Below are 24,673 nucleotides of genomic sequence, written 5' to 3'. Positions count from 1 at the left end.
CCCATTCGCGCCGGGAACGGGCGACGGACGTCGAGGTCGGGTGGGGCAAGCGCGTCTGTGCTCACCGAACTGACCCACCGCCGGGGTAGGCGTCGAGCAGCTGCCGCCAGGAGGCTTCGAACTTCGCCACCCCTTGGTCTTCGAGCGAGGTGAACACCTGATCCAGGTCGACACCCGCGGCGGCGAGATCGTCGAATACCTTCTGCGCCTCGACTTCCGTATCCGTGACGGTGTCGCCGGTGAGCGCTCCGTGCTCGGCGAAGGCGTGCAATGTCTTCTCGGGCATCGTGTTGACGGTGTTGGGTGCGACGAGTCCGGAGACGTATTTCGTATCGGGGTAGTCGGGGTTCTTCACCCCGGTGGATGCCCACAGCGGGCGTTGCACGCGTGCGCCCTCGCCGTGGAGCGCGGCGAAGCGGGTGTCGTCGAACACCTCTTGGTAGGCGGCGTAGGCCAACTGGGCGTTGGCGATTCCTGCCCGCCCTCGCAAGGCAAGCGCTGCGCCGCCGATGGCCTCGAGTTGACCGTCGACTTCGGTGTCGACGCGGGAGACGAAGAACGACGCCACGGAATGTATGTGCGACAGGTCCCGGCCCGCGCGCCTGGCTGCCTCCAGCCCTGCCAGGTACGCGTCCATCACCTGACGGTGGCGTCGCACGGAAAAGATGAGGGTCACGTTGACCGAAATCCCCTCGGCCAGTGCTGCAGTGATTGCCGGTATGCCTGCTGGCGTGGCCGGAATCTTGATGAAGACATTTTGGCGGTCGACGATCTTCCAGAGTTCGACGGCCTCGGCGACGGAGCGGTCGGTGTCGTGCGCGAGGCGGGGGTCGACCTCGACGGACACCCGCCCGTCGATGCCGTCTGAAGCCTCCCACTGAGGTCGCAGCACATCGCAGGCGACGCGAATGTCGTCGGTGACGAGGGTTCGAATGGCGGTGTCGGCATTGAGGCCGCGCCCTCTCAATGCGGCGACATCGGCGTCGTAGGCCTGTCCGTGCGACAGCGCATCGTGGAAGATCGTGGGATTGGAGGTGACTCCGACGACGCTTCGAGTGTCGATCAGTGTCTGCAGGTTGCCCGACTGCAGACGATCGCGCGAGATGTCGTCGAGCCAGACCGAAACCCCGGCATCCGACAGAGCGGCCAAGTGAGGATTCTGGGTCATGCGCGCCGAGCCCGTCGCCGATTCCTGGCCAGTCGGATGCAGGCGAGCGACGAGACGCCTGCGAGGATCACCGGAGCGTAGTCGGCAAGCGCCTGCTGGTAGGCCTGACCGCGCGGGCGGGGACCAGGTCGAGCGTCGTCAGCCATCGTGCTGGGTCTCCAATCTGGCGGTCGTCGTTTGGCTCGAGCCGCCGCTGTCTTCATGGATGCACTTTCCGGTCTGCGCGGGTGAGTTGTCATCACCCCGGCGCACCGTTCACCCGGGTGAGTGGTGCACCGGGATCCGTTTGCAGCGTTGAGTTCCAAGACAACACCTCTCGGTGTTTCCGGCTTGGGCCAGCATCGAACGGCGATCTGGCTGGAAGGTGGCCACCGGAATACAGCACGAGGTGCGGCGGTGGTCAACATCACCCGGGTGAAAGCTGTGAACGGATGATGACAATTAATCCCGGCGCGGCGATAGTCGTCTCCTGATCAGACACCACAGATGCGTGCATCGACTGACCACCGACACCACCCGGCGGTTTGGGGGTCAGTCATTACCCCGGGGCCACCTGGCCGCGGACACGCAGACAGTCCAATTGATTACTCGGAGAGCGGAAAACATGTCAGATTACACGCCAAGCCACGATGCGCATGGGGCGATCACACTTGCAAACCTCGGGCCGCGAACGACCGCTGTGGCCGCACTGGTCGCCCGGTACAGTTTGGTCCTGGTGATCGCCTGGTTTGCCGCCATGAAGGTCACTCACTACGAGGCGGTTGGCATCTCACCACTCGTGGAGAACAGCCCGTTCATGAGTTGGATCTACGATGTGATGTCGATCGACGCGTTCAGCATCGTGCTGGGGGTGGCCGAGTTGATTACCGCCATCCTCCTGGCCGTCAAGCCGTGGATGCCTCGAGCAGCCGTCGTCGGCGGTTTACTCGCCTCGTTGTTCTTTCTCGGCACCCTGGGTTTCATGGTCACTACCCCCGGCATCGGGGAGGAGAGTGCGGGCGGGTTTCCAGTGCTCTCGGCCACCGGAGAATTCCTGATGAAGGACATCGCCCTACTCGGATTGTCATTGTGGTTGCTCGCCGACGCGTTCGACGCGACGCGGAAGGAAAGAGCGACAGGGACCGCGGTGACGGCTGCCTAACGGTTGAACACCCCGGCGGCCTCGGTCAGACAGGCGGTAGCACGTCACGCGACTCCGAGGTCACGAACCCATCCCAGATGACAGCCGGACGCGAGTGCATCGCAGTCGAATCAACACCAAATGAGAGGTACTCAACCCATGAGTTCGATCCGCCACCGCAGGATCACCGTCGACGACCTTGCCGTCTTCGTCCGCGAAGCTGGTGACCCGACCCGCGAAACTCTCGTGATGTTGCCTGGATATCCCTCGAGCACTAGGGCTTACACACGGTTGATCGACCGCCTGGCTCCTGACTGGCATGTCGTCGCGATCGACTACCCCGGGTTTGGGCTCTCGGATCCGCTACCCGGCTCGCCGACTTTCGACCGATTGGCCGAAGTCACCGGCAAGACGATCGACACGTTGGGCATCGGTGACTACGCGGTCTACATGTTCGATTTCGGCGCCCCCGTCGGCTTTCGCGTAGCGCTGGCACACGGAGACAGAGTGCGCGCCATCATCACCCAGAACGGCAACGCCTACACCGATGGCTTCGGCCCTGGGGTGGCTGCGCTGGCGGACTGGTGGGCGGACAAGGAGGCTGGGCAACCAGCGGTCGACTGGTTTGTCACCTTGGCGGGCACTCAGCATCAGTGGCAGGCCGGCGCTCGCGACATCGAGCACATCGATCCAGGGCAAGCCCTGGCTGACCAGCTAGTCATCGACCTTCCCGGTCGCGCTGAATACATGAAGCAACTCCTATGGGACTACCAAAACAACCCGCCGCTGTATCCCGAATGGCAAGCCTGGTTGCGCAACCGCCAACCGCAGCTCCTGGCGATCTGGGGGCAGAACGACCCGTTCTTCATTCCGGCCGGCGCCCAAGCCTTTACGGCTGACGTTCCGTCCGCCGAAGTGGTCTTACTGGACACCGGCCATTTTGCTCTAGAAGAAGAAGCAGACAGCATCGCAGCGCATGCGAACTCACTGCTGGCCAAGACGTTTGGCGATTCAAGTGCAGGAAGTCGGCACGGGACTCCGTAGTAAGACCTGCCTGTGATGCAGAACGGCACAAGCACCGTTACCGGTCACCGGTCGGAAGTCCCGGCGTGAGAATCGGACTGTTTGCACCTCGCCGGTCACATTCCTCGATCGAAGTCCGGCGTGGCGGCGGCGTAATGGTCGCGGGGTTCCGGTCAGCGACCACCACGATGGGACGCCACAGCCAAAGCCGTTCATGCGCGAAATGTTCAAGGCCAGATGGGTTCAACTTCGATCGTCAGCCGGTGAGCACGTTATGCGGCTATGCCACTGAGCCTTTGGTATGTCCAGTATCTCGTTCCGACCGTCTGGCGGAACCCAACCGATTGGAAAGTCATGACATTCTTCGCCCCTATCGAGCCCAGTGCCGCCAGCGGGAAGTCCGCAGAATTGTTGGCGCAAGTCAAGAAGTCGCTCGGGCAAACGCCCAACATGACGACGGCGATGGCCAACAGCCCGACCCTGCTGCAGGGCTATCTGGCGCTGTCGCAGGCAGTCGGCCAAGGCACACTGCCGCCTGCGACACGTGAGCGATTGGCGGTGGCCACTGCACAGCTGAACGGCTGTGAGTACTGCCTGTCAGCTCACACGTACATCGGAGACAAGATTGCGAAGGTCGATGCAGCGGAACTCGACGGAGCCCGACGCAGCGAGTCTGCCGATCCCCACGTTGCGGCCCTGCTGACCCTGTCGAATTTGATCGCCGAGAACGCCGGCGACGTTGACGACGCCGACGTCAAGACTGCGCTCGCTGCCGGTGTGACCGAAGAGGAAGTTGGCGAACTCGTCGCAAATCTGGCCCTGAACATTCTTACCAATTACTTCAACGTGCTGGCGCGGGTCGAGAACGACTGGCCGGTCGTGTCGCTCTGACGAAGGACGGGAGACGACCTGACTCGTAGGAGCCGCTGAGATGGAGATGTGGGACGTCTCGAGTGATGCGTTCGACGATTCCTGTCGGCCAACGGAAGCGACGCTACGGTGATTCTGGTTCAGCGGGATGTGTAGGGCGTGTATGTGGCGGAAGAGAGGGCTTGTAGTGCGGTGTGGTGACACCTGCGAGTTGGCAGAGACCTATGTTCGAGGCGACCTCGACGACCTGCTCGGCGAACGGGTGCGAGTGCACCTCCAGGACTGCGAGCGGTGCAATACCTACACTGCTCGCTTGGAGCACGTGCTGATTGCCGTCGATGCGGTGCGCCTCAAGAGGCTGCCGCGCCATCTGCCAGCCATTCCCGCGAATGAGGTCATCGACGGCCTGCCGAGCGCGACATTGCAGGAACGCTGACCGCAATCCGTCGAAAACCATTCGCAAGCAATGGATTACTAAGGTTCTGCCCGAATCCCCGCGACGGACGCGGGTGATGTCGAGAGGAGCCGCATGCCGTGGTCGACGTTCGTCGTCCCGCAGATTGGTGCCGAAATCCCTTCCAAGGAACTGCTTTCCGATCCCGACACGGACATGCAGGTGTTCGTGCTCCGATGCCACCGCGGGCGACGACGTGACGTTTCTGTTCGTCACGAACAAGCCGTTCGCGATCTGCTACGAGTCCGACACCGCGCATCCGTACCCAATCGAGGCCGCGGGCGACTGAAGGACTAGGCAATCATCGGGTCGATCGCCGACCGGGGCACGAGCACCTGCAGCGGCCCGGCCGAGTCGGGCAACAACACGCCCTGGTCGAAGAAGAAGATCACCCCGTCGTTGACCACCGCGAAGTTCTGATAATTGGCCGGGTTGTAGAGCGCCGTCGACGAGATCGGCAAGGGTGCGGGCGGCGGTGGCGGCGTGGTGCTCGGCGTGGGCGTCACCGGCTGTCCCGCTTCCGCCGCCGGCGTCGGCGGCGCGACCGGTGGCGGCGGTGCCAACTGCTTCTGCAACTCGGCCTGAACGATCGGCGCGACGGTCGGCAGCGGATCGTCGACTCGCCACAGCGGCGTATTCAGCTTGTCGTCCGGTGCCGCGGTGTAGGCGATCGTCTTGCGGTAGGTCTGGTCCCAGTTGAACGCCTTGAAGGTCGTCTTCGAGTTCCCGTCACCGAGGCTCTGGGTCACCTTGAACACCACGGCCTGCGAGCCGCGCGGGGGAACGGCCGAGGTGTATTCCGTTGGCGTAATGGTCAACTGGTAGGGCGCCGTGCGTGGCGCACCGGACTTGGCCGCGTTGAGGAACGCGTCGCGCGTCTGGGACACGTACTCGGAGACCGACTTTTGCTCGGGGTAGTCCTGCGGAATGCTGATGCTCACGCCGTACGCGGGGTCGGTGAGCTGGATGACACACGAGGTGCCGGTGTTGGCGCCCTTGAGATCGGCGCAGTAGTCCTTTGGCGCCGCCGCCGCTAGGCCGGACGAACCGAAGATGGTGGCAACCGTGGCGAGTGTGGCCACGCTGAGAGTGCGCATGGGTAATCCTCCTAGCAAACGCGGCACCGCGCCGCGAAAGCCAGGCTAGCGGGTGCCGCGCCGGTCGAGCGGACCGGGCGAAGTAACCGCGGCATACGACTCACCTCGGCCATCACGCTCTGCCAGGCTCCGCACCCGGCAATTGATGAAAGGTCGCCCATCCTCGGGATGGAGATGACTCAGAGCCGGTCGGGCACGCTGATGTCGGCGACGGCGTCACCCTCTGATCGGATACGCATGGTGCCGGACGGATGCGTCCCATTCATCCTCCGCGCCAACCGTATTCGTCAGAGCCCGGGGGAGGGTGTCGGACAGCCGTTCAGCGATCGACGCCGGCGCCCCTGGGTCGGCGAGAAGCGGTGTGGACGACGAATCGTCTTTCATCTTTCGCACGGACCCCAAGACGTCGACCTCAAACCATTCGAGTCCCGCAGATCCGTCTCCCGACGCGCACGGTCGAGCCCCAGACCGTTGCGGCAGAATGGGCTCATGCGAGTGACGGTTCTGGGAACGGGCGCCATGGGCGCGGGAATGGCGCAATCGCTGCTGCGCCAGGACATCGAGGTGACGGTCTGGAACCGCACGGTCGAGCGGTCGGAACCGCTGGCCGACGACGGTGCCACGGTCGCCCTCGATCCCACCGCGGCCGTCGCCGACGCCGACGTCGTGGTGGCGATGCTGTTCGACGCCGCCTCGACGATCGAGCTGATGGCCACGGTGCTGCCGGCCATGAAGCAGGACGCGGTCTTCGTCCAGTGCGCAACCGTCGGCGTCGACGGCGCCGCCCAAACAGCGGCAGTCGCCGCCGAGCATGGCGTCGCGTTCCTGGACTGCCCGGTGCTCGGCACCAAGGCGCCCGCCGAGCAGGGAAAGCTGGTCATGTTGGCCTCCGGTGACCCCGCCCTTCGCGAGAGGGTGCAGCCGGCATTCGACGCGATGGCGGCCAAGACGATCTGGGTGGGCGACGAGCTCGGTCTCGGCTCGAAGCTCAAGCTGGTCTGCAACGCGTGGATCGGCGCACTGGCCGCGGCGGTCGGCCAGTCGCTCGCCCTAGCCAAGGGCCTCGGCGTGGATCAGCAGCTGATGCTCGACGCGTTCGACGGAGCCGCAGCGGGTTCGCCCTACCTGCAGATGAAGGGTAGGGCGATCGTCGAGTCGTCGTTCGCCCCGCAGTTCAGCGTGGATGGCGTCCGCAAGGACACCGGGCTGATCCGCGACGCGATCGAGGCGGCGGGCCTGTCCACGGTGCTGGTCGACGGTGTCCGCGCGGCCTTCGACGCCGCCAGCGAGGCCGGTCACGGCGGCGACGACATGGCGGCGGTCTACTTCGGTTACTGACCAAGGGGCACCCGGCGTGTGGAACCGTCGGTGATTGTGACAGCCGGATGGCGTCACGGTCGTCACCCCGGATGGCCCCGTCGAGGCCGCGCCGGTTCCGGGGCACTACGTCGCCATGCGTGTCGCCCGCGACGCCATGCCGGCACGGGTGCGCTTGGCCGGCGACCTCCGGACGGTCGCCTCGCGCCGCGCGGGTGTGGACCAGTCAAACTGACTGCCCCGCGATCAGGGGACGAGTGCGTCCATCGACCCCAGATCGGTCACGTGCTGCGCGATCTTTTCGATCGATGCCAGCGTGTAATCCTTGGGCTGCAATTCGGGTTCGAAACGGCTGCCACCGTTGGTGAACAGCGCGAAGGCCAGGGCGTGCATCGGCTGCTGCCGGTATGCCAGCCACGCAGCATCGAACGAAGGCACGGAGGTGGCGCCGCTGTCCTTGAGATGCTCGAGGTAGAGCCGGAGGAGATCTTCCTGCCACTCTCGTCGGTCCTCGGTCGTCAATGCGCCCCCGAGTGCGTACGAGTAGTCCAGGGCCCAACTTCCCTGCGCGACGCACTGCCAGTCGTAGAGACCCATCCGGCCGTTCTCGTCACGCAACCAGTTTCCGAGGTGAAGGTCTTGGTGTAGCAGCGTGATTGGGGCGGCGCGGTGCAGTGACAACGACCGCATGAAGGCGGGGTAGAGCTTGTCGCGTTGGGCATGGAGTGCGCTGTTGACGACGTCCTTGGCTCGTTCGAGGCCCGTGAGAGTTCGCTTTTCGAATCCCACCTTGCGATTGAGATTCTCCTGCCATGCGTAGGCCGGCCGAAGGGCAGCGAGGTCGCTACCAAATCGTGGACTATCCCAGAATGCGCCGTGATAGGTCGCCATCTCCGAGACCATGTCCTCGGCATCCTTGCGGGACACGGTGTTGGTCATCGGATCGGGAAAGGTCCAGCCACGGGCGGTGAGGTCTTCCAGGATAACCAGAGATCGATGCGACTGAGGGTCGTAACCGGAGTAGAAGGCGTGGGGGCTGCGCAACTTCAGGTCTGGCCTTGCGTGGTTGTAGAACACGGATTCGCCCTCGGCGATACCGGTGACGCCGAGCAGCATCCGAGAGCCAAGGGTTGCCGTCGACTTCGTGAACAATTGGGTCGGCAGTCCAGCTGTCGTGCCGGCCTCGTTGTAGACGACGCGCAGGGCGCGACGCGCGCTGGTGCCGTCGTCTCCGCCCGACACCTTGACGTCCACGACCCGCGCGCCCTCGACCTCACGACACAGGACCGCGGTAAGCCATTCGGGGGTAATGGCTTCCGCTGAGGGTGGCACGACCCTCGGATCATTGATGGGTGCCTGCGGCGCGATTCTCTCTCGGATGATCGACGAGGCGATCTGGCCGACAGTTGCCATCGTCGAAACCCTGTCGCGAAATGTCATGAGATCTTCCCGTCGTCCGTCACACTCGTGATGAGGTCATCTGCGATACCCCACTCCGCGAGCACAGTGCGTGTATCAGCGCCCATCGGCACCGGAGCGGCGCCGACGACGGCGGGTGTTCCGGAGAAGCGTGGTGCAGGGGCGGCTTGCACGACGCCGTCGTGCTCGACGACGGTGCCGCGGGCTCTCAGATGGGGGTGCTTGGCGGCTTCGCGCAGGCTCATGACGGGAGCCACACATGCGTCGGTCGACTCGAAGACCTCGGTCCAGTGCGCTCTGGTGTGCTCGCCGAACGCCGTGGCGATCTGCTGTCGTGTTCGTGGCCACGTCGATCGGTCGTCCTGCTGGGAGGTGTCGACTTCGTGCAGACCCAGTCCGGCCAGAAGCAGACGATAGAACTTGGGCTCGATGGCGCCGACGGCCATGTGGCCGGCGTCGCTGGTTTCGTAGATGGCGTAGTACGGCGCGCCTCCGTCGAGCATGTTCACCCCGCGTTCGTCACGCCACGTGCCGGTGTTGAGCATCGCGTGGGTTCCCGACATCAGATGTGCCGCCCCGTCGACGATGGCGGCATCCACGATGCGTCCGCTGCCGGTCCGGCCGGCCTCCCACAGGGCTGCCAGTACACCCATCACCAAATAGGTTCCGCCACCGCCGAAGTCGCCGACGACGTTGAGCGGGATCTGCGGTGGGCCGTCGGCGTCGCCGATGGCGTGCAGCGCTCCGGTGAGCGCGATGTAGGAGATGTCGTGACCGGCCCGCTGGGAAAGCGGACCGTCCTGACCCCAACCCGTCATGCGCCCGTAGACCAGTGCGGGGTTGCGGGCTTGACAGTCGGCGGGGCCGATTCCCAGCCGCTCAGCCACGCCAGGGCGGTGTCCTTCGATGAGAATGTCGGCCTGCGCGGCCATCGCGAGCAGCGCCTCGACGGCGGCCGGTTGCTTCAGATCAAGGCAGACCGAACGCTTTCCGCGGTTGAGGACATCCTGGGTGGGAAGACCAGGGAACACTCCCAGGCCACCGGGCCGATCGATGCGGACGACCTCGGCGCCCATGTCGGCCAACGTCATTCCGGCGAAAGGGCCCGGACCCATACCGCCGACTTCGAGTACGCGGACACCGTGTAGCGGGGCGGGTTTCGGTGTGGTCATCAGACGATGTTCATCGCGTCGAGGAACCGCTCACCGTACTCGTGGTTGCCGCCGATGGTGACGTTGCGGTCTCGCCACGGTGCGCGGCGCGTCGCCCATTCAGGGAATTCGTCGGCTGAGGCGACGATATCGGCGTAGGTGGGTTCGGACGCCACGTCCGAGGTGACGGCGCCGTCTGCCGCGATCGACCACGCGCCGCCGCCGGACCCGGTCAGCGTGAGGCTCACGGGTTGGTGCATCCAGTCCTGCGGCGTTTTGCGCAGTTGGTTCGACAGCACCGCCAGCATCCACTCGATGACCACCGACATCCGGCTGGCATCGGTCGGTGGAGACACCTTGCCGATAGCCGGGGCCATGTCAAAGCGCAGGTGGGTGTGTTGATCGAAGACCATTGCTGCACCAAGGAGCAATCCGGTTGGGAAGGAACCCAATTCGGCTAAGGGGAGCCGAACTTGGGCAATTGGGGTAGCGCCGATCAAGCCCGACAACCGGGTGACCCACCCGCTCCAGCGGGTGTACTCGTCGAGCACCTGCCCTGGTTCCCACGACCGACGGGTCGCGACCATGGTGTCGTTGGTGCTCTCGATGTCCTTGCTCAACAACACTGCCGCTGCCGAGGGGGTGAACAGCGAGTGGCATCCGGACCCCATGTGCGCCAAAACATCTTGGACCCGCCATCCGCTGGCGTTGCTTGGTGCGGACCATTCTTCGGGGCTCAGCTCAGAACAGAAGCGCAAGACTTCGAGACGTTCGGCGCGCAGGGCCGACGTACGGTTCGGGATCGATTGGAGTGGCATCGCGGCTCAGGCCCCCTTCTGGCTGACGGCGTAGTGGCTCGTCCCGTCAGACTCCGTGCGCTCCAATATCCCGCGGGTCGCCAGAAGCTCAACATGGGCCAATATCTCGAGGACGGCAGTCATGCCGTGTACCGGACCGAGCTCGTCGACGGTGCGTTCATGTCGGGTCCACAACATCTGCTTGGCGATTTGATAGGCGGTCGAGTTGCCCGCCGCCACCAGCTCGCGGGCTTGATCGAGACGTTCTCGGTGGTGTTCGATGAGTGCTTCGGCCCGTGTCTTGACACTCGGGCTGACGTCACCGTGGGCAGGGAGCATCAACGTGTCCGGCAGATCGACGAAGAGCTGCAACGACGCCAGATATGACCGCAGCGGCAACGCTTCCGGTACCCGTTCCAGGGCGATCGACGGCGTGATCCTGGGCAGGATGTGGTCGCCGGTAAACGTGAGGCCTGCTCGGTGGTCCTCATAGACCAGGTGACCCCGGGTGTGGCCTGGCGTGGCCCGGGCAACGAGATCGATTCCACCGCAGTCGATGTGCTCACCGTCGTCCAGCCAGACGTCGGCGGGTCCCAGCGGGACATTTCGTTCGAAGGTCTCCAGCGGATAGTCGGCAATGGTCTGCGAGAGGTCGGTCGCCCCGGCCGCGAGTAGGAGTCGCGCCTGTAAGGGGTAGGCACGGGTTCGCTCGTCGAAGGCTTCGATCGAATGCCGCTCCTCCCGGCCGATCATCACCACGGTCCCGTAACGCCGTTGCCAATCGATGGCTCGTGAGTAGTGATCCCAGTGGTGGTGAGTGACAACGATGCGCCGTATGTCGGCGGGGGTGTAGCCGAGCCGGTCGAGGGCGTCGACCAGGACGGTCTCACTGTGTCCGTCGGACCAGCCCGAATCCACCAACGTCACGCCGTCCGTTCCCAAGATTGCGTAGACGTTCACCACCTTCAGGTCTTTCATCGGCAGGGGTAACGGAATCTTGACGACGTGAGGTGGCAGATCAGCTGCGGTACACGTCTCTCGGTCGTCGGCTAAACGATGGTTCGACATCTTGGCGAATCCCTCTCCTCCGACGGCAAAATCGCAATTTAACACACAGTAAAAAGAGTGGGTTGCCGTGCGTTGGCTGGACAGTGAACCGTCGAGAAAGTGAGCGGGGTGGTTGAACCAATCTCGCGGGTAGTTTAATATTGATTAGAAAGTAGTCCCTCTCAGGTTTGGAGCCGCATAACCCATGGTCGATTCCCTGCTTGCCGAGCGCGTCGCCATCGTCACTGGGGCAGGTCAGGGGATTGGCCGCGAGATCGCCCGGTCGCTGCACGCACATGGCGCACACGTGGTGCTCGTCGACCTAGACGGGGACGCAGCCAAGGCCGCTGCCGACGAGATCGGTGGTCTCGGGTTGGCCTGCGACGTCACCTCCGAGGATCAGGTGAAGGCGGTCGTCCGCGACACCGTGGGCCAGTTCGGTCGCCTCGACGTGTTCGTCAACAACGCCGGTATCACCAGGGACGCCTCCTTGAAGAAGATGACCGTCGATCAGTTCGACGCCGTCATTACCGTGCACCTGCGCGGCACCTGGCTAGGGGTGCGCGAGGCGTCGGCGGTGATGCGAGAGGCCAAGACGGGCAGCATCATCAACATCTCGTCGCTGTCCGGAAAATCCGGCAACCCCGGACAGACCAACTACAGCGCCGCAAAGGCCGGCATCGTCGGATTGACCAAATCCGCGGCCAAGGAGTTGGCGCACCACAACGTTCGGGTCAACGCCGTGCAACCGGGACTCATCCGCACTCCGATGACCGAGGCCATGCCCCCGGAAGTCTTCGCTCAGCGCGAAGCCGACGTCCCGATGAAGCGCGCGGGGGAGCCGGCCGAGGTTGCGGGTGCGGTGGTTTTCCTGGCCTCGGATCTGTCGAGCTACATCACCGGAACGGTGATCGAGGTCGGCGGGGGCCGATACATATGACATCGGTGTTGGCCACGGCCGCTGCCGGAGTCGGCCGGATCACCCTGAGCCGTCCGGATCAGCTGAATGCGATCAACGTCGAGTTGGCGGAAGCACTCCAGCGGGCACTTCACACGTTGGGATCGGATCCGGCGGTGAACGTGATCCTCATCAGAGGCGCAGCGGGAAACTTTTGCGCCGGAGGCGATTTCGCGGAGGTGGAACGGCTTCGCGAGCAGGGCTCAGACGCGCTGCGTACCTTGTTCGAGGCTTTTCGACGGGCATGCGACGCCATTGCCAGCGTCAACATTCCCGTGGTGGCAGCCGTGGAGGGCGTCGCCGCGGCCGGCGGGTTCGAGTTGCTGCAGGCCGCCGACATCGTGCTCGCCAGCGACGATGCGCGGATAGCGGACAACCACGTCCGATTCGGAATGATCCCCGGTGGGGGCAGTACCGCGCGACTACCACGACTCGTTGGCATGCAGCAGGCGATGGGGCTACTGCTCAGCGGAGACAGACTCTCGGGTACCGACGCCGTGCGGTTGGGCCTGGCCTACCGCAGCTTTCCGCAGTCCGAATTCGATCGGGCCACAGAGGAATTCGTGACCACCATGGCAGGGCGGCAACGTGACGCGCTGGTGACCATCAAACGATTGGTGATCTCCGGCCTAGGCGAATCCCTGTCCGCCGCACTGGATGATGAACTCAACGCGGTCGTCAACCACATCAGCCACGGAGCCGGCCGCAACGGCGCGTCGGCGTTCAGCGAACGAGGAGCAACACGATGACCGCCATCGACAACACGACACCCGTCGCGCTCGACGTCGACGGCGGCATCGCGCGCCTGCGGCTAAATCGGCCCGAGGTCTCCAACGGACTGAACGTCGAGCTGCTGAGGTCGCTGCATCAAGCGATCCTCGACTGTCACGCCGATCCGAGGGTGCGCGTGGTCCTGTTGACCGGCGAAGGACGCAACTTTTGCGCCGGCGGCGACATTCACACCTTCGAATCCAAGGGCGCCGACCTGCCCAACTACCTGCGCGAGGCAACAGCGTGGCTGCAGCTCGCGTCTGCGGCGTTGATTCAGCTTCGCGTCCCGGTGGTGACCGCAGTGCAAGGCTTCGCCGCCGGCGGTGGCGGGCTCGGACTGGTGTGCGCCTCCGACATCGTCATCGCCGCTGAATCGGCCAAATTCTTCTCCGGCGCGGTGCGGGTAGGCATGGCCCCCGATGGCGGGGTGTCGGTGACGCTGACCCAACTCGTTGGTCTGCGGCAGGCGATGCGAATTGTGCTGACCAACCCGACCATCACCGCCGCCGAGGCCCGCGACATCGGATTGATCACCGAAGTCGCTGCGGACGACCAGTTTCAGGTGCGAGCCGAGGAGGTTGCCGCACAGCTCGTCGAGCTGCCCACTCAGGCGCTGTCGGCGAGCAAGCGCCTGGTCTGGAACGGGGTGGGTGCATCCGTTGAGCAACGGCTGGCCGAGGAAGCGCGTACCGTTTCAGAGCTTTCCGGCACAGCTGATGCACTCGAAGGATTGCGAGCCGTCATCGAACGCCGGCCGCCGAGGTTCCAGAAGTGACCACCGCTGCTGTGCTGACCGAGCAGATCGGTGCCGTTGCGGTGGTGACGCTGAACCGCCCCGAGAAGCTCAACGCGATCGACATCCCGTTGCGATTGGCGCTGGCTGACGCGATCGAGGCCGCCGCCGCTGACGCGGGCGTCCGCGCCATCGTCTTGACCGGTGCCGGCCGGGCATTCTGCTCCGGCGGCGACATCGCATCGATGCAGCGAATGGGTACCGAGGAGGCGCTACAGCGCGCGAATCTCGCGCAGCGCGTCATCCGCGCCATCTGGAGCACCGGTAAGCCCGTCGTCGCCGCGGTCGAAGGAGCGGCGTTCGGCGCAGGCACCGCTCTGGCCGCCGCGTGTGACCGCGTGGTGGCCGCGCAGGATGCCAAGTTCGCAACGACGTTCACCAGGGTCGGACTGGCCGGCGACATGGGCGCATACGTCTCGCTGCCCACACGCGTCGGCATCGCACGTGCCCGCCAGATGCTGCTGCTTCCCAAAACAATTGGAGCGCAGGAAGCGTTGGAGATCGGGCTCGTCGATGCGCTCGTCGAGACGGGGACCGCACGCGCCGCTGCGCTGGAGGATGCGACGCGCCTGGCTGCCGGTCCGGCTGAGGCGTTGGCCGTCATCAAGTCGTTGCTTGCCGAAGCGCCCGGTCTCTCACCGTTGGCCGTCCTCGACCGGGAGGCGGCCGAGCAGGCTGCACTCTTCGGCAGCGACGACTTCGTCGAGGGCATCACCGCGTTCGCAGAAAAGCGTTCTGCCGTTTTCGGTACCACTAGAGGAGTTGGGGAATGACTTCAGGACTGACGGGGACCAGCCGAGTCGCACCGCTGATCCAGCGGGACAAGGTGCACGCTTCGCTTTATACCGACCCAGGGCTCTTCGCCGAGGAATTGCGGAAGATCTGGTACCGCACATGGGTATTCGTCGGTCACGAGAGCGAAGTCAGCCAACCCGGTGATTACGTGCGCAAGAAGCTCGGCCTGCAGGACGTCATCATGACCCGTGATCGCGACGGGCAGGTCCACCTGCTTCTGAACAGGTGTGCACACCGCGGTAACCAGGTGTGCGACGACGCCAAGGGCAACTCGTCGACCTTCCGCTGCCCGCTACACGGGTGGACGTTCCGCAATACCGGCGAGCTCATCGGGTTTCCGTTCTACAAGGGTTACGGCACTCGCAAGCTCGATCTCGCGATGGGTCGCGTGACACGGGTCGATTCGTATCAGGGCTTCGTGTTCGGCAGCTTCGCCGAGGACGGTCCCTCGCTGATCGAGCATCTCGGTGCTGCCGCCGGTGAGATCGACCGGTTGGTGCGACTCTCACCGGAAGGCCGCGTCGAACTGACGGCCGGCTGGCTCGGGCACGAGACCCACTCGAATTGGAAGTTGTTGGCTGAGAACGAGACCGACGGTTATCACCCGCAATTCGTGCACGGGTCGATCTTCGGTGTCACTGGCAGCACCATCGCTCCGCTCTACAGCGACGCCTCGACCGCCGTCACGCGCGACCTGGGCAATGGCCACAGCGAGAACGACCTGCGCCCCGAGTTCCGCAAGTTCGCCGAGCCCATGCGCTGGTTTGGCACCACCGAAGAGCGGGTGCCGGACTACGTCGCGGCGATGCGGGCACTGCACGGCGAAGACGCCGAGCAGATCCTCATCGAGGGTGCACCCCACGTGATGGTCTTCCCCAACCTGTTCATCGCCGAGATCCAGGTGTTCAACATCCAGCCCGTGGCGTTCAACCAGTGCACCCAGTACTCCACTGCGGTCCAACTGGTAGGCGCACCGGAGTTGAACAAGCGCATGGTGTCCCAGTGCGTCGGGTCGGTGGGACCGGCCGGCATGTTGCTGGCCGACGACACCGAGATGTATGAACGCAATCAGTTGGGTCTGGAAGCGCTGCAGCCGGAATGGCTGCAGATCCGTCGAGGCTTGCAACGCGAGACCACCGACGAGAACGGTTTCACCATCGGTGGAGCGACCGACGAGACCGGCATGCGCGGCTTCTGGTCGCACTACGCATCGTTGATGGAGGCGGAATGACCAGCGCGATCGACGCAACCTCTGAGTTGGTTTCGGTACCCGAGGGATTCGACGTCCGCGAGGTCGAGCAGTTCCTGTTCCGCGAGGCGCGCTTCGCCGACGAGAGCGACTATGACTCGTGGGAGGCGTTGTGGACCGACGACGCGTTGTACTGGGTTCCGGCCGGTAACGACGGACCGGATCCGCTGCAGGTGATGTCGGTGTACTACGACAATCGCAGCCGTATCTCCACCCGGCTCAAGCAGTTGCGGACGGGCCGACGCTATGCGCAGGCACCGCCGTCGAATCTGCGGCGGCTGATCTCCAACGTCGAAATCCTTGGCGGACGGGCGGTTTCCAATGGCGGCGTGGACCTGGAAGTTGGCGCCAACTTCGTGGTCTTCGAATCCCATGACCGCGCCGACCGGTCCTGGGCCGGCCGGGTGACCTACCGCCTGCGCCGCGTCGACGGCGAGCTGCGGCTGTCGTACAAGAAGGTGGTTCTGGTGAACAAGGACAAGCCGCTCCCGACTCTCGGGTTCTTGATCTGATGTCCATCGAGTTCAGCGGGGACGTACCCCTGAGCGTGCCGGGTATCGGCCCGTTGGTGGAAAGCGAATTCGCCCAGGTATCGGTCAACATCGACAATGCGGGGAACTCGCCACGGCTTCGGCTCGAGGACCTCCGGACCGGACGGGTGCGTTATCTCGACGCACTGGAGCTGGAGACCATCGTCTGGCTGCCCGAGGGCAAGATGGCCCAACTGCTCGATCCTTCCGCCGATCGGTGGAGCGGCGAATGAGGCGCGCAGCGATCGTCGCCCCGGTGCGCACTGCTGTCGGCACCTTCGGCGGCAGCCTGAGGCCCATGCGTGCCGAGGATCTGGCCGCCAAGGTGGTCGAGGCCACGGTGCAGCGCAGTGGCGTCGACCCGGAGCGCGTCGAGGACGTCGTCTTCGCGCAGTCCTATGCCAACTCCGAAGCCCCGTGCATCGGACGGTGGGTGGCCCTGCACGCGAACCTGCCCATCACGGTGCCGGGTCTGCAGATCGACCGCCGCTGTGGCGGCGGACTGCAGGCCGTCATCACTGCGGCGATGACCGTGCAGACGGGCGCCGCCGATGTCGTGATCGCCGGCGGTGTGGAATCGATGAGCAATATCGAGCACTACACGACCACCGCCCGCTGGGGTGCCCGGTCGGGCAACCAGGTGCTCTACGACCGTCTTGATCGCGGTCGCGAAAGGTCGCAGCCCACCTGGCGTTTCGGTGAGATCAGCGGAATGATCGAGACCGCCGAAAACCTCGCAGCTGACTACGGCATCGACCGCGAGGCCGCTGATGCCTTCGCCGCACGCAGCCACCAGCGGGCAGCCGCTGCCGTGGCCCGCGGTGCCTTCGATGCCGAACTCGTGACCGTCGAGGTTCCGCAGCGCCGGGGCGAGCCCTTCGTGTTCGACCGTGACGAGGGCATCCGCCCCGACACCACGGCGGAATCGTTGGCGAAGTTGCGCACGATCACGCCCGGTGGCACGGTCACCGCAGGCAACTCCAGTCAGCAAAACGACGCTGCCGCAGCATGTTTGGTGGTGGCCGAAGACAAACTCGAAGAGCTCGGTCTGGAACCCATCGGATACCTCGAGGGCTGGGCGGCGATGGGATGCGAGCCGTCGCGGATGGGTATCGGTCCGGTCGGCGCGGTGGACAAGCTGTTCGGCAAGACCGGATTCGGCTTCGACGATCTCTCCCTGATCGAGATCAACGAGGCTTTTGCGGTGCAGGTGCTCGCGGTGCTGTCCGGATGGGGGCTCAAGCTCTCCGACGTCGAAGACCGGCTCAACGTCAACGGCTCCGGAATCTCGCTCGGCCATCCCATCGGTGCCACCGGCGTGCGAATCCTCACCACCATGCTGCATGAATTGCAAACCCGTGGTGGGGGATTGGCGCTGGAGACCATGTGCATCGGTGGCGGCCAGGGTATCGCCGCAGTCTTCCGGGGAGTCTGATGGCGACCACGGGATTGCTGGCCTACGGCGCCTACCTCCCGCGTCGCCGGTTGGCTGGCGGTGACATCGGCCTGCGCAAGGGTGACCGCGTCGTCGCGTCCTATGACGAGGACAGCACGACCATGGCGGTCGCCGCCAGCGCCCAGGCCATCCGCGGACAGTCGCTACCGACCAATCTCTACTTCGCCACGAGCAGCCCGGCCTACGCCGACAAGACCAATGCCGTGGCGATCCACGCCGCATTGGGATTGCCCGAGAGTGCATTCGCGACCGACCTGTGTGGCACTGGTCGTAGCACGGTCGCCGCGTGGCGATCGGCGGCGTCGACCGGAGGCCTGGCGGTCAGCGCCGATGTCCGGGTCGGGCGGCCCGGATCCGCGGATGAACGTCTCGGTGGTGACGGCGCCGCGGCCCTGCTGTTCGGTGCGGGCCCGGCGATCGCCGAGATCGTGGCGAGCAGTTCACTGTCGGCGGAGTTCCTCGATCGGTGGCGGTCGCCGCGATCGGTCACCGGTGAACAGTGGGAGGAACGCTTCGGCGCCGATCACTATGCGGCGCTCATCCGTACGGCGGTTGACAGGATTCTCGACGAGGCCGGTCTGGCTGAGGTCGATCACGTTGCGGTCGCCTGCCCCAACAGTGCGATCACCAAGCGAATCCCGACTCTGGTCAAGGCGGGCAAGGCCACCCACGTGTCACCCGTCGGGTTCTCCGGCGCTGCCGATGCCGCTATCGCACTGTGCTCGGCTCTCGATGTCGCCGCTCCCGGCGAGACGATCCTGGTGATCACCGCATACGACGGCTGTGACGCCCTGTTGTTGCGTACTACGGAGTCGTTGCCGTCGGCTCGGCAGGCGGCGCCGGTCAGCGCGCAGCGCTCAGGCGGCATCACGGTGCCGCACTTGACTTATCTGTCCTGGCACGGACTGGTAGAACTCGAGCCGCCGCGGCGACCGGAGCCCGATCGCCCTGCCGCGCCTCCAGCTGCCCGTGCCGGGCAATGGAAGTTCGGCTTCTCCGGAACGCGTTGCCGCAATTGTGGTTTCGTGCATCTTCCGTCCATTCGGGTCTGTCGAAACTGCGGAGCCCTCGATGAGATGGACCCCGCTCCGGTGTCGAAGTTGCAGGGCAGCATCGTCACCCACACGGTCGACCATCTTGCGTACTCACCGTCGCCACCGATGATCCAGGCCGTCGTCGACGTCGACGGCGGCGGACGCTGCACCATCGAGGTCACCGATGCTCAGCCGGCGGAACTACGAGTGGGTGCCAGGGTGGCCTTCACGTTCCGGCGCCTGTTCACCGCCGGTGGTGTGCATGACTACTTCTGGAAGTCGCATCTGTTGAACGACGGAGAATCGGGGAACGATGGCTAGCCGCGGGATTACCGACAAGGTCGCAGTCGTCGGGATGGGATGCACACGCTTCGGCGAGCGCTGGGACAGCTCGACCGAGGACCTCATCCTCGAGGCGTTCGGTGAGTGCATCGGGTCGACGCCGAACATCGCCAAGAACGATATCGACGCGTATTGGCTTGGCACGCTGAATTCCGGTCAGTCCGGTCTCACGCTGAGTCGGGCGATCTCGACCGACGACAAACCCGTCACGCGGGTCGAGAACTACTGTGCCACCGGCTCCGAGGCGTTTCGCAATGCGTGCTACGGCGTGGCCTCGGGCGCCTATGACGTCGTGATGGCCGTCGGCGTCGAGAAGCTCAAGGACTCCGGTTTCTCCGGTCTGATGCGCAGCGACCCGCCCGGCGATGGCACCTCGCCGGAATTGTCGATGACCGCGCCAGCGGCGTTCTCGCTGCTGGATCCCGCCTACTGCGCCAAACACGGCGTTCACCCCGACGAAATGCGGGCGGCGATGACTCACGTCGCCTGGAAGAATCACGACAACGGATCACGAAACCCCAAGGCGCAGTTCCGCTCACCGGTGGCCCCGGAGACCATCGAGAAGGCCGTCAAGGTCGCCGGCCGTCTCGGTGTCTTCGATTGTTCGGGCGTCTCCGACGGTGCGGCATGTGCGCTCATCGTCCCGGCGGACCGGGCTTTGGAGTACACCGACACCCCGATGTACGTCAAGGGCCTGTCTCTGGTAGCGGGTTCAACCCGGGGCTCGTTCGACTCGGCCTTCGACTACACCACGTTCCCCGAAGTGGTCCGCGCCGCGCGAGATGCGTACGACCAGGCCGGAATCAGCGATCCGAGCAGCCAGCTGTCGATGGCCGAGGTGCACGACTGCTTCACCCCGACCGAGATCGTGCTGATGGAGGACCTGGGCTTCTCCGAGAGCGGGCAGGGCTGGAAGGACGTGCTTGGCGGCGAATTCGACGCCGACGGCCGCCTACCGATCAATCCCGATGGTGGACTCAAGTCCTTTGGTCATCCCGTCGGTGCCAGCGGCCTGCGCATGCTCTATGAGGCATGGCTGCAGTTCAAGGGTGCGGCGGGGGAGCGTCAACTCTCCGATCCGCACACTGCGCTGACCCACAATCTGGGCGGGCGTCCTGGCGGCTGCGTCTCGTTCGTCTCGATCGTCGGACGCGAACTCGGGCGCTGAGGTCGGTGCTGGGACGCGCGCCACGAAGTTGGCGAGCAGTTCGCGCCGGCTACGTCGACGTATTCGGTATCGAGGGTCTCACCTGATTCGTGACCGGTCGACCTATGTTGGGGTCATTGTGTGGCGGAACGATCGACATCCTCGGCGACTACGTCACGGGTTGGCGCATGAGGGACCGTCTATGCGTCGTGGGTTTCAGCCCGTCACGTCACGCCCAATGAGCTGACGAGCGATGATCCACTGCTGGAGTTCGTTTGCGCCTTCGAAGATTTCGAGAATCTTGGCGTCCCGGTACATTTCTTCGAGTCGGACGGACTCGCCGGATTCCGCGACCTGCCGGGCGAAGCCCACTGCGCCGTGGATCTGGATGGCTTCGCGCACCAGGTCGTTGGCCAGGCGGGTGCCGTAGGCCTTCGCCATGGCCGCTTCAGGTTCGGCGCTGCGGTCACCACGGTCGAGCAGGGTCGCCGCCTTCTGATACAAGGTGCGGGCACACTCGATTTCGGTGGCGCGCTGGGCCATGGTGAATTGCCAGTGCTGCATCGCGCCCAGCGGGCCGCCGAAGACCTGCCGGGTCCGCAGTCGTTGGACGGCGAGGTCCAGGGCGGCTTGCGCCACTCCGACCCCGGCAGCGCCGATCCCGATCCGGCCGCGCACGAGTGCCGACAATGCGACACCGAGCCCGCCGCCCGCGGCACCTAGGAGATTCTCGTGCGGGACGACGACATCGGTGAACACGATATCGGCGGTGATCTGACCGCGGTGTCCCATCTTGAGGTCGGGTGCACCAATTCGTACGCCGGGTGAGGATAGGTCGACCAGTAGCATCGTGGCCCGGTTGCTCCCGGCGCCGGCACGTACCAGCACCGAAACCCAGCCGGCCACAATGCTGTTGGTGATCCACCGCTTTCGGCCGTTCACGACGAAGCCTTCGCGGGTCTCCTCGGCGACGGTCTGCATCCGTTCGGCGGTCAGATCGGAGCTGGTCTCGGGCTCGGTGGTCGCGAACGAGAACGCCGTTCGGCCGCTGATCAATTCCGGGATCAACCGGGTACGCAGGGCGTCGCTGGCATAGGTCAGGGTCTGCGGAACCAGAATGCACTGACCGTCGTACACGCCGGCCATCGACGACGAATGGTAGGCGATCTCCTCGGTGACGGTGCACGTGCCGAGCATCGGATGCTGCAGGCCCCGGCCGAAATCGGAGCCAAAGGGCACGGCGAACAGTCCTTCGTCGGCCAGTCCGCGAAAGGCATCCCAGGGAAAACTGTCGCGGGATTCCTCCCGCTGCCCGATCTCCCGCGCCCGGGGAGCCAGCTGCTTTTCCACCGCGGCCCGGGCCTGCGCGCGCAACTCGACGATCTCATCCGGTAGCCACACATCGTGTGACATGCGGTCTTGAGTCCTCGGCACCGCGGGTACAGGTGGCAGAGTGTCAGCCGACGTCATTGGGTCCTCCTCTTGCCTAGCGGCGTTCGTGAAATTTGGGCGGGAATTGCAGCCGAAACTCGCCGAGGTTTCACGAACGGCGATCGAGAATGAAATCGGTTGCGCGAAAGGCGATCATCATGGTGGGGGCGTTGGTGTTACCGGAGGTGATGGCTGGTATCACCGAGGCATCGGCGACGCGTAGACCCTCGACGCCGTGCACGCGCAGGTCCGGGCCGACGACAGACCCGTCATCGGTTCCCATCCGGCAGGTGCCGACCGCGTGATAGATGCTGCCTTCGACGGTCGACAGCCAGCGGCGCGCGTCGTCTTCGATCGGGGTCAGATTGGCGCCCGTCACCCCGCGCATGGCCGATTGGGATTCGATGAGATCGCGGGTCAACTCCGCACCTTCCAGGAGCCTGCGCACGTCCTCAGGGTGCCCCAATCGGTCGAATTCGATATACGGTGTGCCGTTGCGAACGCCGACCCGCCCGCGGCCCTCGGGATGCATCAGCACGGTGTAGGCAGTGAAGGCGTTGGCGCGTCTTATCACGGCTCGGCCGGTTACGGGATTGAGCTCGTATCGCATTGGGGTCACCGCGATCTGCAAGTCCTCGGTGAAGATTTGGGCTTCGAATGGGGTGGTGGTCATCGGACCCTCACCGCGGGTGAAGAATTCGCGAAGAGCCTTGGAGGCGCCGATCGGGCCCATGCTGTTGATCGTCGGCACCTTCGATGCCCAGCACTGGGAGACAACCAGGTGGTCATGAAAGTTCTCGCCGACTCCTGGCAGGTCGGCGACGCTTCCGCCCGCGGCGATGCCGGAGTTCATCAACAACGCCGCAGATCCGATTGCGCCGGCGCACAACACGACTTCTTGGCGTGCCCTGATGACGCGGTCACCGATGCGAACGCCGACGGCCCGCCCGTTCTCGACAACCACGCCCGTGGCGGTGGCCCGGGTCAGGACACGGGGACGCTGCTCACGGGGGAGTCGGCGGAGGAATTCCCGGCCCGATGAGCTGCGATAGCCTCGCCGCTGGTTCACCTGGCTGCGCGCCACCCCCAGTTGGTCGGCACCGTTGGGATCCGGGTTGAGGCGGTGACCGGCGTCCACAGCTGACTGGATGAAGGCACCGTCGACCTCGTGGTGATGACCGCACCAGGACACCGCGATGGGCCCGGAGTCGCCGCGGTACTCGTCGGCACCGCCGACCCAGCTCTCCAGCGCCTTGAAGTGGGGGAGTGTGTCGCGGTAGGACCAGCCAGCCGCCCCGGCTTGCGCCCAGCCGTCGTAGTCGGCCCGTCGGCCCCGGGCGTAGACCATCGCATTGATGGATCCGCTTCCGCCGACGATTCGCCCGCTGGCAAAGGCGCTTGCCTTTCCGTCCTTACCCGGTTCCGGTGCGGTGGGGTACTTCCAGTTGGCCGTCAGATAGAGCGAGGCGATCCCCAGTGGGAGGGCCACGTCGGGGCGTCGATCGGTACCGCCCGCTTCCACCACGGTCACGCTCGCGCCCGCCGCCGCCAGTCGGCTCGCGATGATCGATCCGGCCGATCCCGCACCGACCACGATGTAGTCCGCGGTGTACTCCGGTGTCATGTCGACCTCTCCTCAACGCGTGAATGGCGCCGGGCCCACGACGATGGTCAACACCGCCGGTCGGTGACGCAGAAGTCATAATTTAACATGGATTCGAAACGTGTTTTTGGCGATCTCCAGAAGTGGTCGGCAGACATCGGCCGCATTCTGAAAGCGATCTTTCACCGGTCCGCCAGGGCTCGCCGTGCCACCTCGATCACCGCTGCTGGACCGATCACCATAGAGTGCTCTATGGTGATCGGCATCACCGCGCCGAACACATTTCGGTTCAGCTGCCCGAGAGGAGCGCCCAATGGCACCCAGTCTTGACGTCACGGCGGAGAGCGACGTCGCAGGCTCCGACGAGAGTGTGCTAAAAGCAGATTTCCGAATGCTGCGCGTGGCGACGTGGTCGGTAGTTGTCTACTGCGGGCTCGGACTGCTCGGATTCGCGGTGCTGGCCGGCTTCTGGCCCCCGCCAGGCGAATACCTGGGCGCCGTCGACATCGCGGCCTACTTTCGTGAGCACGAGACGGCCATTCGCATCGGCATGGTGATGATGGCGATGGGTGCGCCGTTCTACTTCGTGTGGAGTGCGGCCCTGTCGAAGATCATTGGCCGAATCGAGGGTCCGATGGGGGTGCTGTCCACCGTCGAACTACTCGGTGGTCTCCTCACCGCCATCGTCACCCTCGTGCCGCCGACGATCTGGTTGACCGCAGCGCTGCGGGCCGGCACGCGCACCGATGGGTCAATCCAGTTGTTCTACGATTTTGGTTGGATCTTCTTCGATCTCACGTTCATGTGCTCGGTTCTGCAGAGCGTCGCTCTTGGTCTGGCGATCCTGCGTGACCGACGGCCAATCCCATTGTTCCCCCGCTGGGTCGCATGGGTTGCCTTCCTCGTCGCCGCCACCTACTTTCCGCTCGTCTTCGTTCCGTTCTTCACCGACGGTCCGTTCGCGTGGCACGGCCTCATTAGCTTCTGGGCGGTGTTCGTCATGTTCTTCGTGCTGATCGCCATTGTTACGCCCTACGCGCTCAAGGCATTACGGACTCTCGAAACCGAGATGACAACCTCGGCGTGAGCAGCGTCTGAAGG

The 24,673-nt window shown here is 64.8% G+C and carries 25 protein-coding genes and 1 pseudogene; 16 read left to right on the top strand and 10 right to left on the bottom strand.

All coding sequences use genetic code 11. The features are described from left to right. Nucleotides 1–61: 61 nt before the first annotated feature. Nucleotides 62–1,168 (bottom strand): transaldolase, encoded by a 1,107-nt coding sequence (gene tal / locus B1790_RS04445; protein ID WP_079921994.1) that lies wholly within the window; start codon nucleotides 1,166–1,168, stop codon nucleotides 62–64. Further along, nucleotides 1,165–1,314, bottom strand: a complete 150-nt coding sequence (locus B1790_RS34585; protein WP_158083754.1) for a hypothetical protein — start codon at nucleotides 1,312–1,314, stop codon at nucleotides 1,165–1,167. The genes tal and B1790_RS34585 overlap by 4 nt, the downstream gene beginning before the upstream one ends. A 458-nt stretch (nucleotides 1,315–1,772) precedes the next feature. On the opposite strand from B1790_RS34585, the gene B1790_RS04440 reads away from it, so the two are divergent. The 4 genes from B1790_RS04440 (at nucleotide 1,773) to B1790_RS35610 (ending at nucleotide 4,617) form a co-directional block, all read left to right on the top strand. Next, nucleotides 1,773–2,309 carry a YkgB family protein gene (locus B1790_RS04440; RefSeq protein ID WP_079921993.1) on the top strand — a complete coding sequence of 179 codons (537 nt, stop codon included), beginning with the start codon at nucleotides 1,773–1,775 and terminating at the stop codon, nucleotides 2,307–2,309. Between the two features lie 138 nt (nucleotides 2,310–2,447). Continuing rightward, nucleotides 2,448–3,332, top strand: coding sequence for an alpha/beta fold hydrolase (locus B1790_RS04435; protein ID WP_079921992.1), 885 nt, complete (start codon nucleotides 2,448–2,450; stop codon nucleotides 3,330–3,332). Nucleotides 3,333–3,593: 261 nt separating this feature from the next. Continuing rightward, on the top strand, nucleotides 3,594–4,202 hold the full coding sequence (locus B1790_RS04430; protein WP_233164933.1) for a carboxymuconolactone decarboxylase family protein: 609 nt from the start codon (nucleotides 3,594–3,596) through the stop codon (nucleotides 4,200–4,202). A gap of 292 nt (nucleotides 4,203–4,494) precedes the next feature. Beyond that, the gene (locus B1790_RS35610) at nucleotides 4,495–4,617 is read left to right on the top strand and encodes a hypothetical protein (protein ID WP_255407244.1); all 123 of its coding nucleotides are present in this window, start codon (nucleotides 4,495–4,497) and stop codon (nucleotides 4,615–4,617) included. Nucleotides 4,618–4,928: 311 nt separating this feature from the next. Here B1790_RS35610 and B1790_RS04420 read toward each other — a convergent pair whose 3' ends face one another. Next, on the bottom strand, nucleotides 4,929–5,732 hold the full coding sequence (locus B1790_RS04420) for an RsiV family protein (protein WP_079921989.1): 804 nt from the start codon (nucleotides 5,730–5,732) through the stop codon (nucleotides 4,929–4,931). 471 nt (nucleotides 5,733–6,203) lie between these two features. Here B1790_RS04420 and B1790_RS04415 point away from each other — a divergent pair, with 471 nt between their 5' ends. Beyond that, complete coding sequence (locus B1790_RS04415) at nucleotides 6,204–7,070, top strand: NAD(P)-dependent oxidoreductase (protein ID WP_369832280.1); 867 nt, start codon at nucleotides 6,204–6,206, stop codon at nucleotides 7,068–7,070. 225 nt (nucleotides 7,071–7,295) lie between these two features. Here B1790_RS04415 and B1790_RS04410 read toward each other — a convergent pair whose 3' ends face one another. The 5 genes and pseudogenes from B1790_RS04410 to B1790_RS04395 form a co-directional block, all read right to left on the bottom strand. Then, nucleotides 7,296–8,381 (bottom strand): phosphotransferase, encoded by a 1,086-nt coding sequence (locus B1790_RS04410; RefSeq protein WP_158083753.1) that lies wholly within the window; start codon nucleotides 8,379–8,381, stop codon nucleotides 7,296–7,298. Between the two features lie 104 nt (nucleotides 8,382–8,485). Beyond that, the gene (locus B1790_RS04405) at nucleotides 8,486–9,640 is read right to left on the bottom strand and encodes a CaiB/BaiF CoA-transferase family protein (RefSeq protein WP_079921986.1); all 1,155 of its coding nucleotides are present in this window, start codon (nucleotides 9,638–9,640) and stop codon (nucleotides 8,486–8,488) included. After that, a complete protein-coding gene (locus B1790_RS04400) occupies nucleotides 9,640–10,170 on the bottom strand; it encodes a hypothetical protein (RefSeq protein ID WP_233164932.1) in 531 nt (176 codons plus the stop codon). The genes B1790_RS04405 and B1790_RS04400 overlap by 1 nt, the downstream gene beginning before the upstream one ends. A 120-nt stretch (nucleotides 10,171–10,290) precedes the next feature. After that, nucleotides 10,291–10,437: pseudogene (locus B1790_RS35765) on the bottom strand (maleylpyruvate isomerase N-terminal domain-containing protein); the annotation flags it as partial. A 6-nt stretch (nucleotides 10,438–10,443) separates the two neighbouring features. After that, nucleotides 10,444–11,394, bottom strand: coding sequence for an MBL fold metallo-hydrolase (locus B1790_RS04395; protein ID WP_233164931.1), 951 nt, complete (start codon nucleotides 11,392–11,394; stop codon nucleotides 10,444–10,446). Between the two features lie 274 nt (nucleotides 11,395–11,668). Between B1790_RS04395 and fabG the strand changes: the two genes are divergently transcribed. Genes fabG through B1790_RS04345 form a run of 10 tightly spaced genes read left to right on the top strand, consistent with a single transcriptional unit; the run spans nucleotide 11,669 to nucleotide 20,559 of the window. Next, nucleotides 11,669–12,403 (top strand): 3-oxoacyl-ACP reductase FabG, encoded by a 735-nt coding sequence (fabG, locus tag B1790_RS04390; protein ID WP_079921983.1) that lies wholly within the window; start codon nucleotides 11,669–11,671, stop codon nucleotides 12,401–12,403. Continuing rightward, nucleotides 12,400–13,170 (top strand): enoyl-CoA hydratase/isomerase family protein, encoded by a 771-nt coding sequence (locus B1790_RS04385; RefSeq protein ID WP_079921982.1) that lies wholly within the window; start codon nucleotides 12,400–12,402, stop codon nucleotides 13,168–13,170. The genes fabG and B1790_RS04385 overlap by 4 nt, the downstream gene beginning before the upstream one ends. Further along, on the top strand, nucleotides 13,167–13,967 hold the full coding sequence (locus B1790_RS04380; RefSeq protein WP_079921981.1) for an enoyl-CoA hydratase/isomerase family protein: 801 nt from the start codon (nucleotides 13,167–13,169) through the stop codon (nucleotides 13,965–13,967). The genes B1790_RS04385 and B1790_RS04380 overlap by 4 nt, the downstream gene beginning before the upstream one ends. Further along, complete coding sequence (locus tag B1790_RS04375) at nucleotides 13,964–14,758, top strand: enoyl-CoA hydratase/isomerase family protein (protein WP_079921980.1); 795 nt, start codon at nucleotides 13,964–13,966, stop codon at nucleotides 14,756–14,758. Before B1790_RS04380 ends, B1790_RS04375 begins: the two co-directional genes overlap by 4 nt. Next, nucleotides 14,755–16,011, top strand: a complete 1,257-nt coding sequence (locus B1790_RS04370; RefSeq protein ID WP_079921979.1) for a Rieske 2Fe-2S domain-containing protein — start codon at nucleotides 14,755–14,757, stop codon at nucleotides 16,009–16,011. The genes B1790_RS04375 and B1790_RS04370 overlap by 4 nt, the downstream gene beginning before the upstream one ends. Beyond that, a complete protein-coding gene (locus B1790_RS04365; protein WP_079921978.1) occupies nucleotides 16,008–16,541 on the top strand; it encodes an aromatic-ring-hydroxylating dioxygenase subunit beta in 534 nt (177 codons plus the stop codon). Before B1790_RS04370 ends, B1790_RS04365 begins: the two co-directional genes overlap by 4 nt. Then, entirely contained in the window at nucleotides 16,541–16,792 is a 252-nt protein-coding gene (locus B1790_RS04360) for a hypothetical protein (RefSeq protein WP_079921977.1), read from the top strand. Before B1790_RS04365 ends, B1790_RS04360 begins: the two co-directional genes overlap by 1 nt. Then, the gene (locus B1790_RS04355) at nucleotides 16,789–17,994 is read left to right on the top strand and encodes an acetyl-CoA C-acetyltransferase (protein ID WP_079921976.1); all 1,206 of its coding nucleotides are present in this window, start codon (nucleotides 16,789–16,791) and stop codon (nucleotides 17,992–17,994) included. Before B1790_RS04360 ends, B1790_RS04355 begins: the two co-directional genes overlap by 4 nt. Next, nucleotides 17,994–19,370, top strand: coding sequence for an OB-fold domain-containing protein (locus B1790_RS04350; protein ID WP_079921975.1), 1,377 nt, complete (start codon nucleotides 17,994–17,996; stop codon nucleotides 19,368–19,370). The genes B1790_RS04355 and B1790_RS04350 overlap by 1 nt, the downstream gene beginning before the upstream one ends. Beyond that, entirely contained in the window at nucleotides 19,363–20,559 is a 1,197-nt protein-coding gene (locus B1790_RS04345) for an acetyl-CoA acetyltransferase (RefSeq protein ID WP_079921974.1), read from the top strand. Before B1790_RS04350 ends, B1790_RS04345 begins: the two co-directional genes overlap by 8 nt. 195 nt (nucleotides 20,560–20,754) lie before the next feature. On the opposite strand, the gene B1790_RS04340 is transcribed toward B1790_RS04345, so the two are convergent. Next, a complete protein-coding gene (locus B1790_RS04340; protein ID WP_079921973.1) occupies nucleotides 20,755–21,951 on the bottom strand; it encodes an acyl-CoA dehydrogenase family protein in 1,197 nt (398 codons plus the stop codon). Between the two features lie 127 nt (nucleotides 21,952–22,078). Then, nucleotides 22,079–23,593 (bottom strand): GMC family oxidoreductase, encoded by a 1,515-nt coding sequence (locus B1790_RS04335; RefSeq protein ID WP_079921972.1) that lies wholly within the window; start codon nucleotides 23,591–23,593, stop codon nucleotides 22,079–22,081. A 292-nt stretch (nucleotides 23,594–23,885) separates the two neighbouring features. Between B1790_RS04335 and B1790_RS04330 the strand changes: the two genes are divergently transcribed. After that, entirely contained in the window at nucleotides 23,886–24,659 is a 774-nt protein-coding gene (locus B1790_RS04330) for a hypothetical protein (RefSeq protein WP_142271024.1), read from the top strand. Nucleotides 24,660–24,673 lie beyond the last annotated feature (14 nt).

Source organism: Mycobacterium sp. AT1, from assembly GCF_002043095.1.
Lineage (GTDB): Bacteria > Actinomycetota > Actinomycetes > Mycobacteriales > Mycobacteriaceae > Mycobacterium.
Note: the sequence above shows the minus strand (reverse complement) of the source record. Positions and strands in the feature narration are given on the sequence as shown.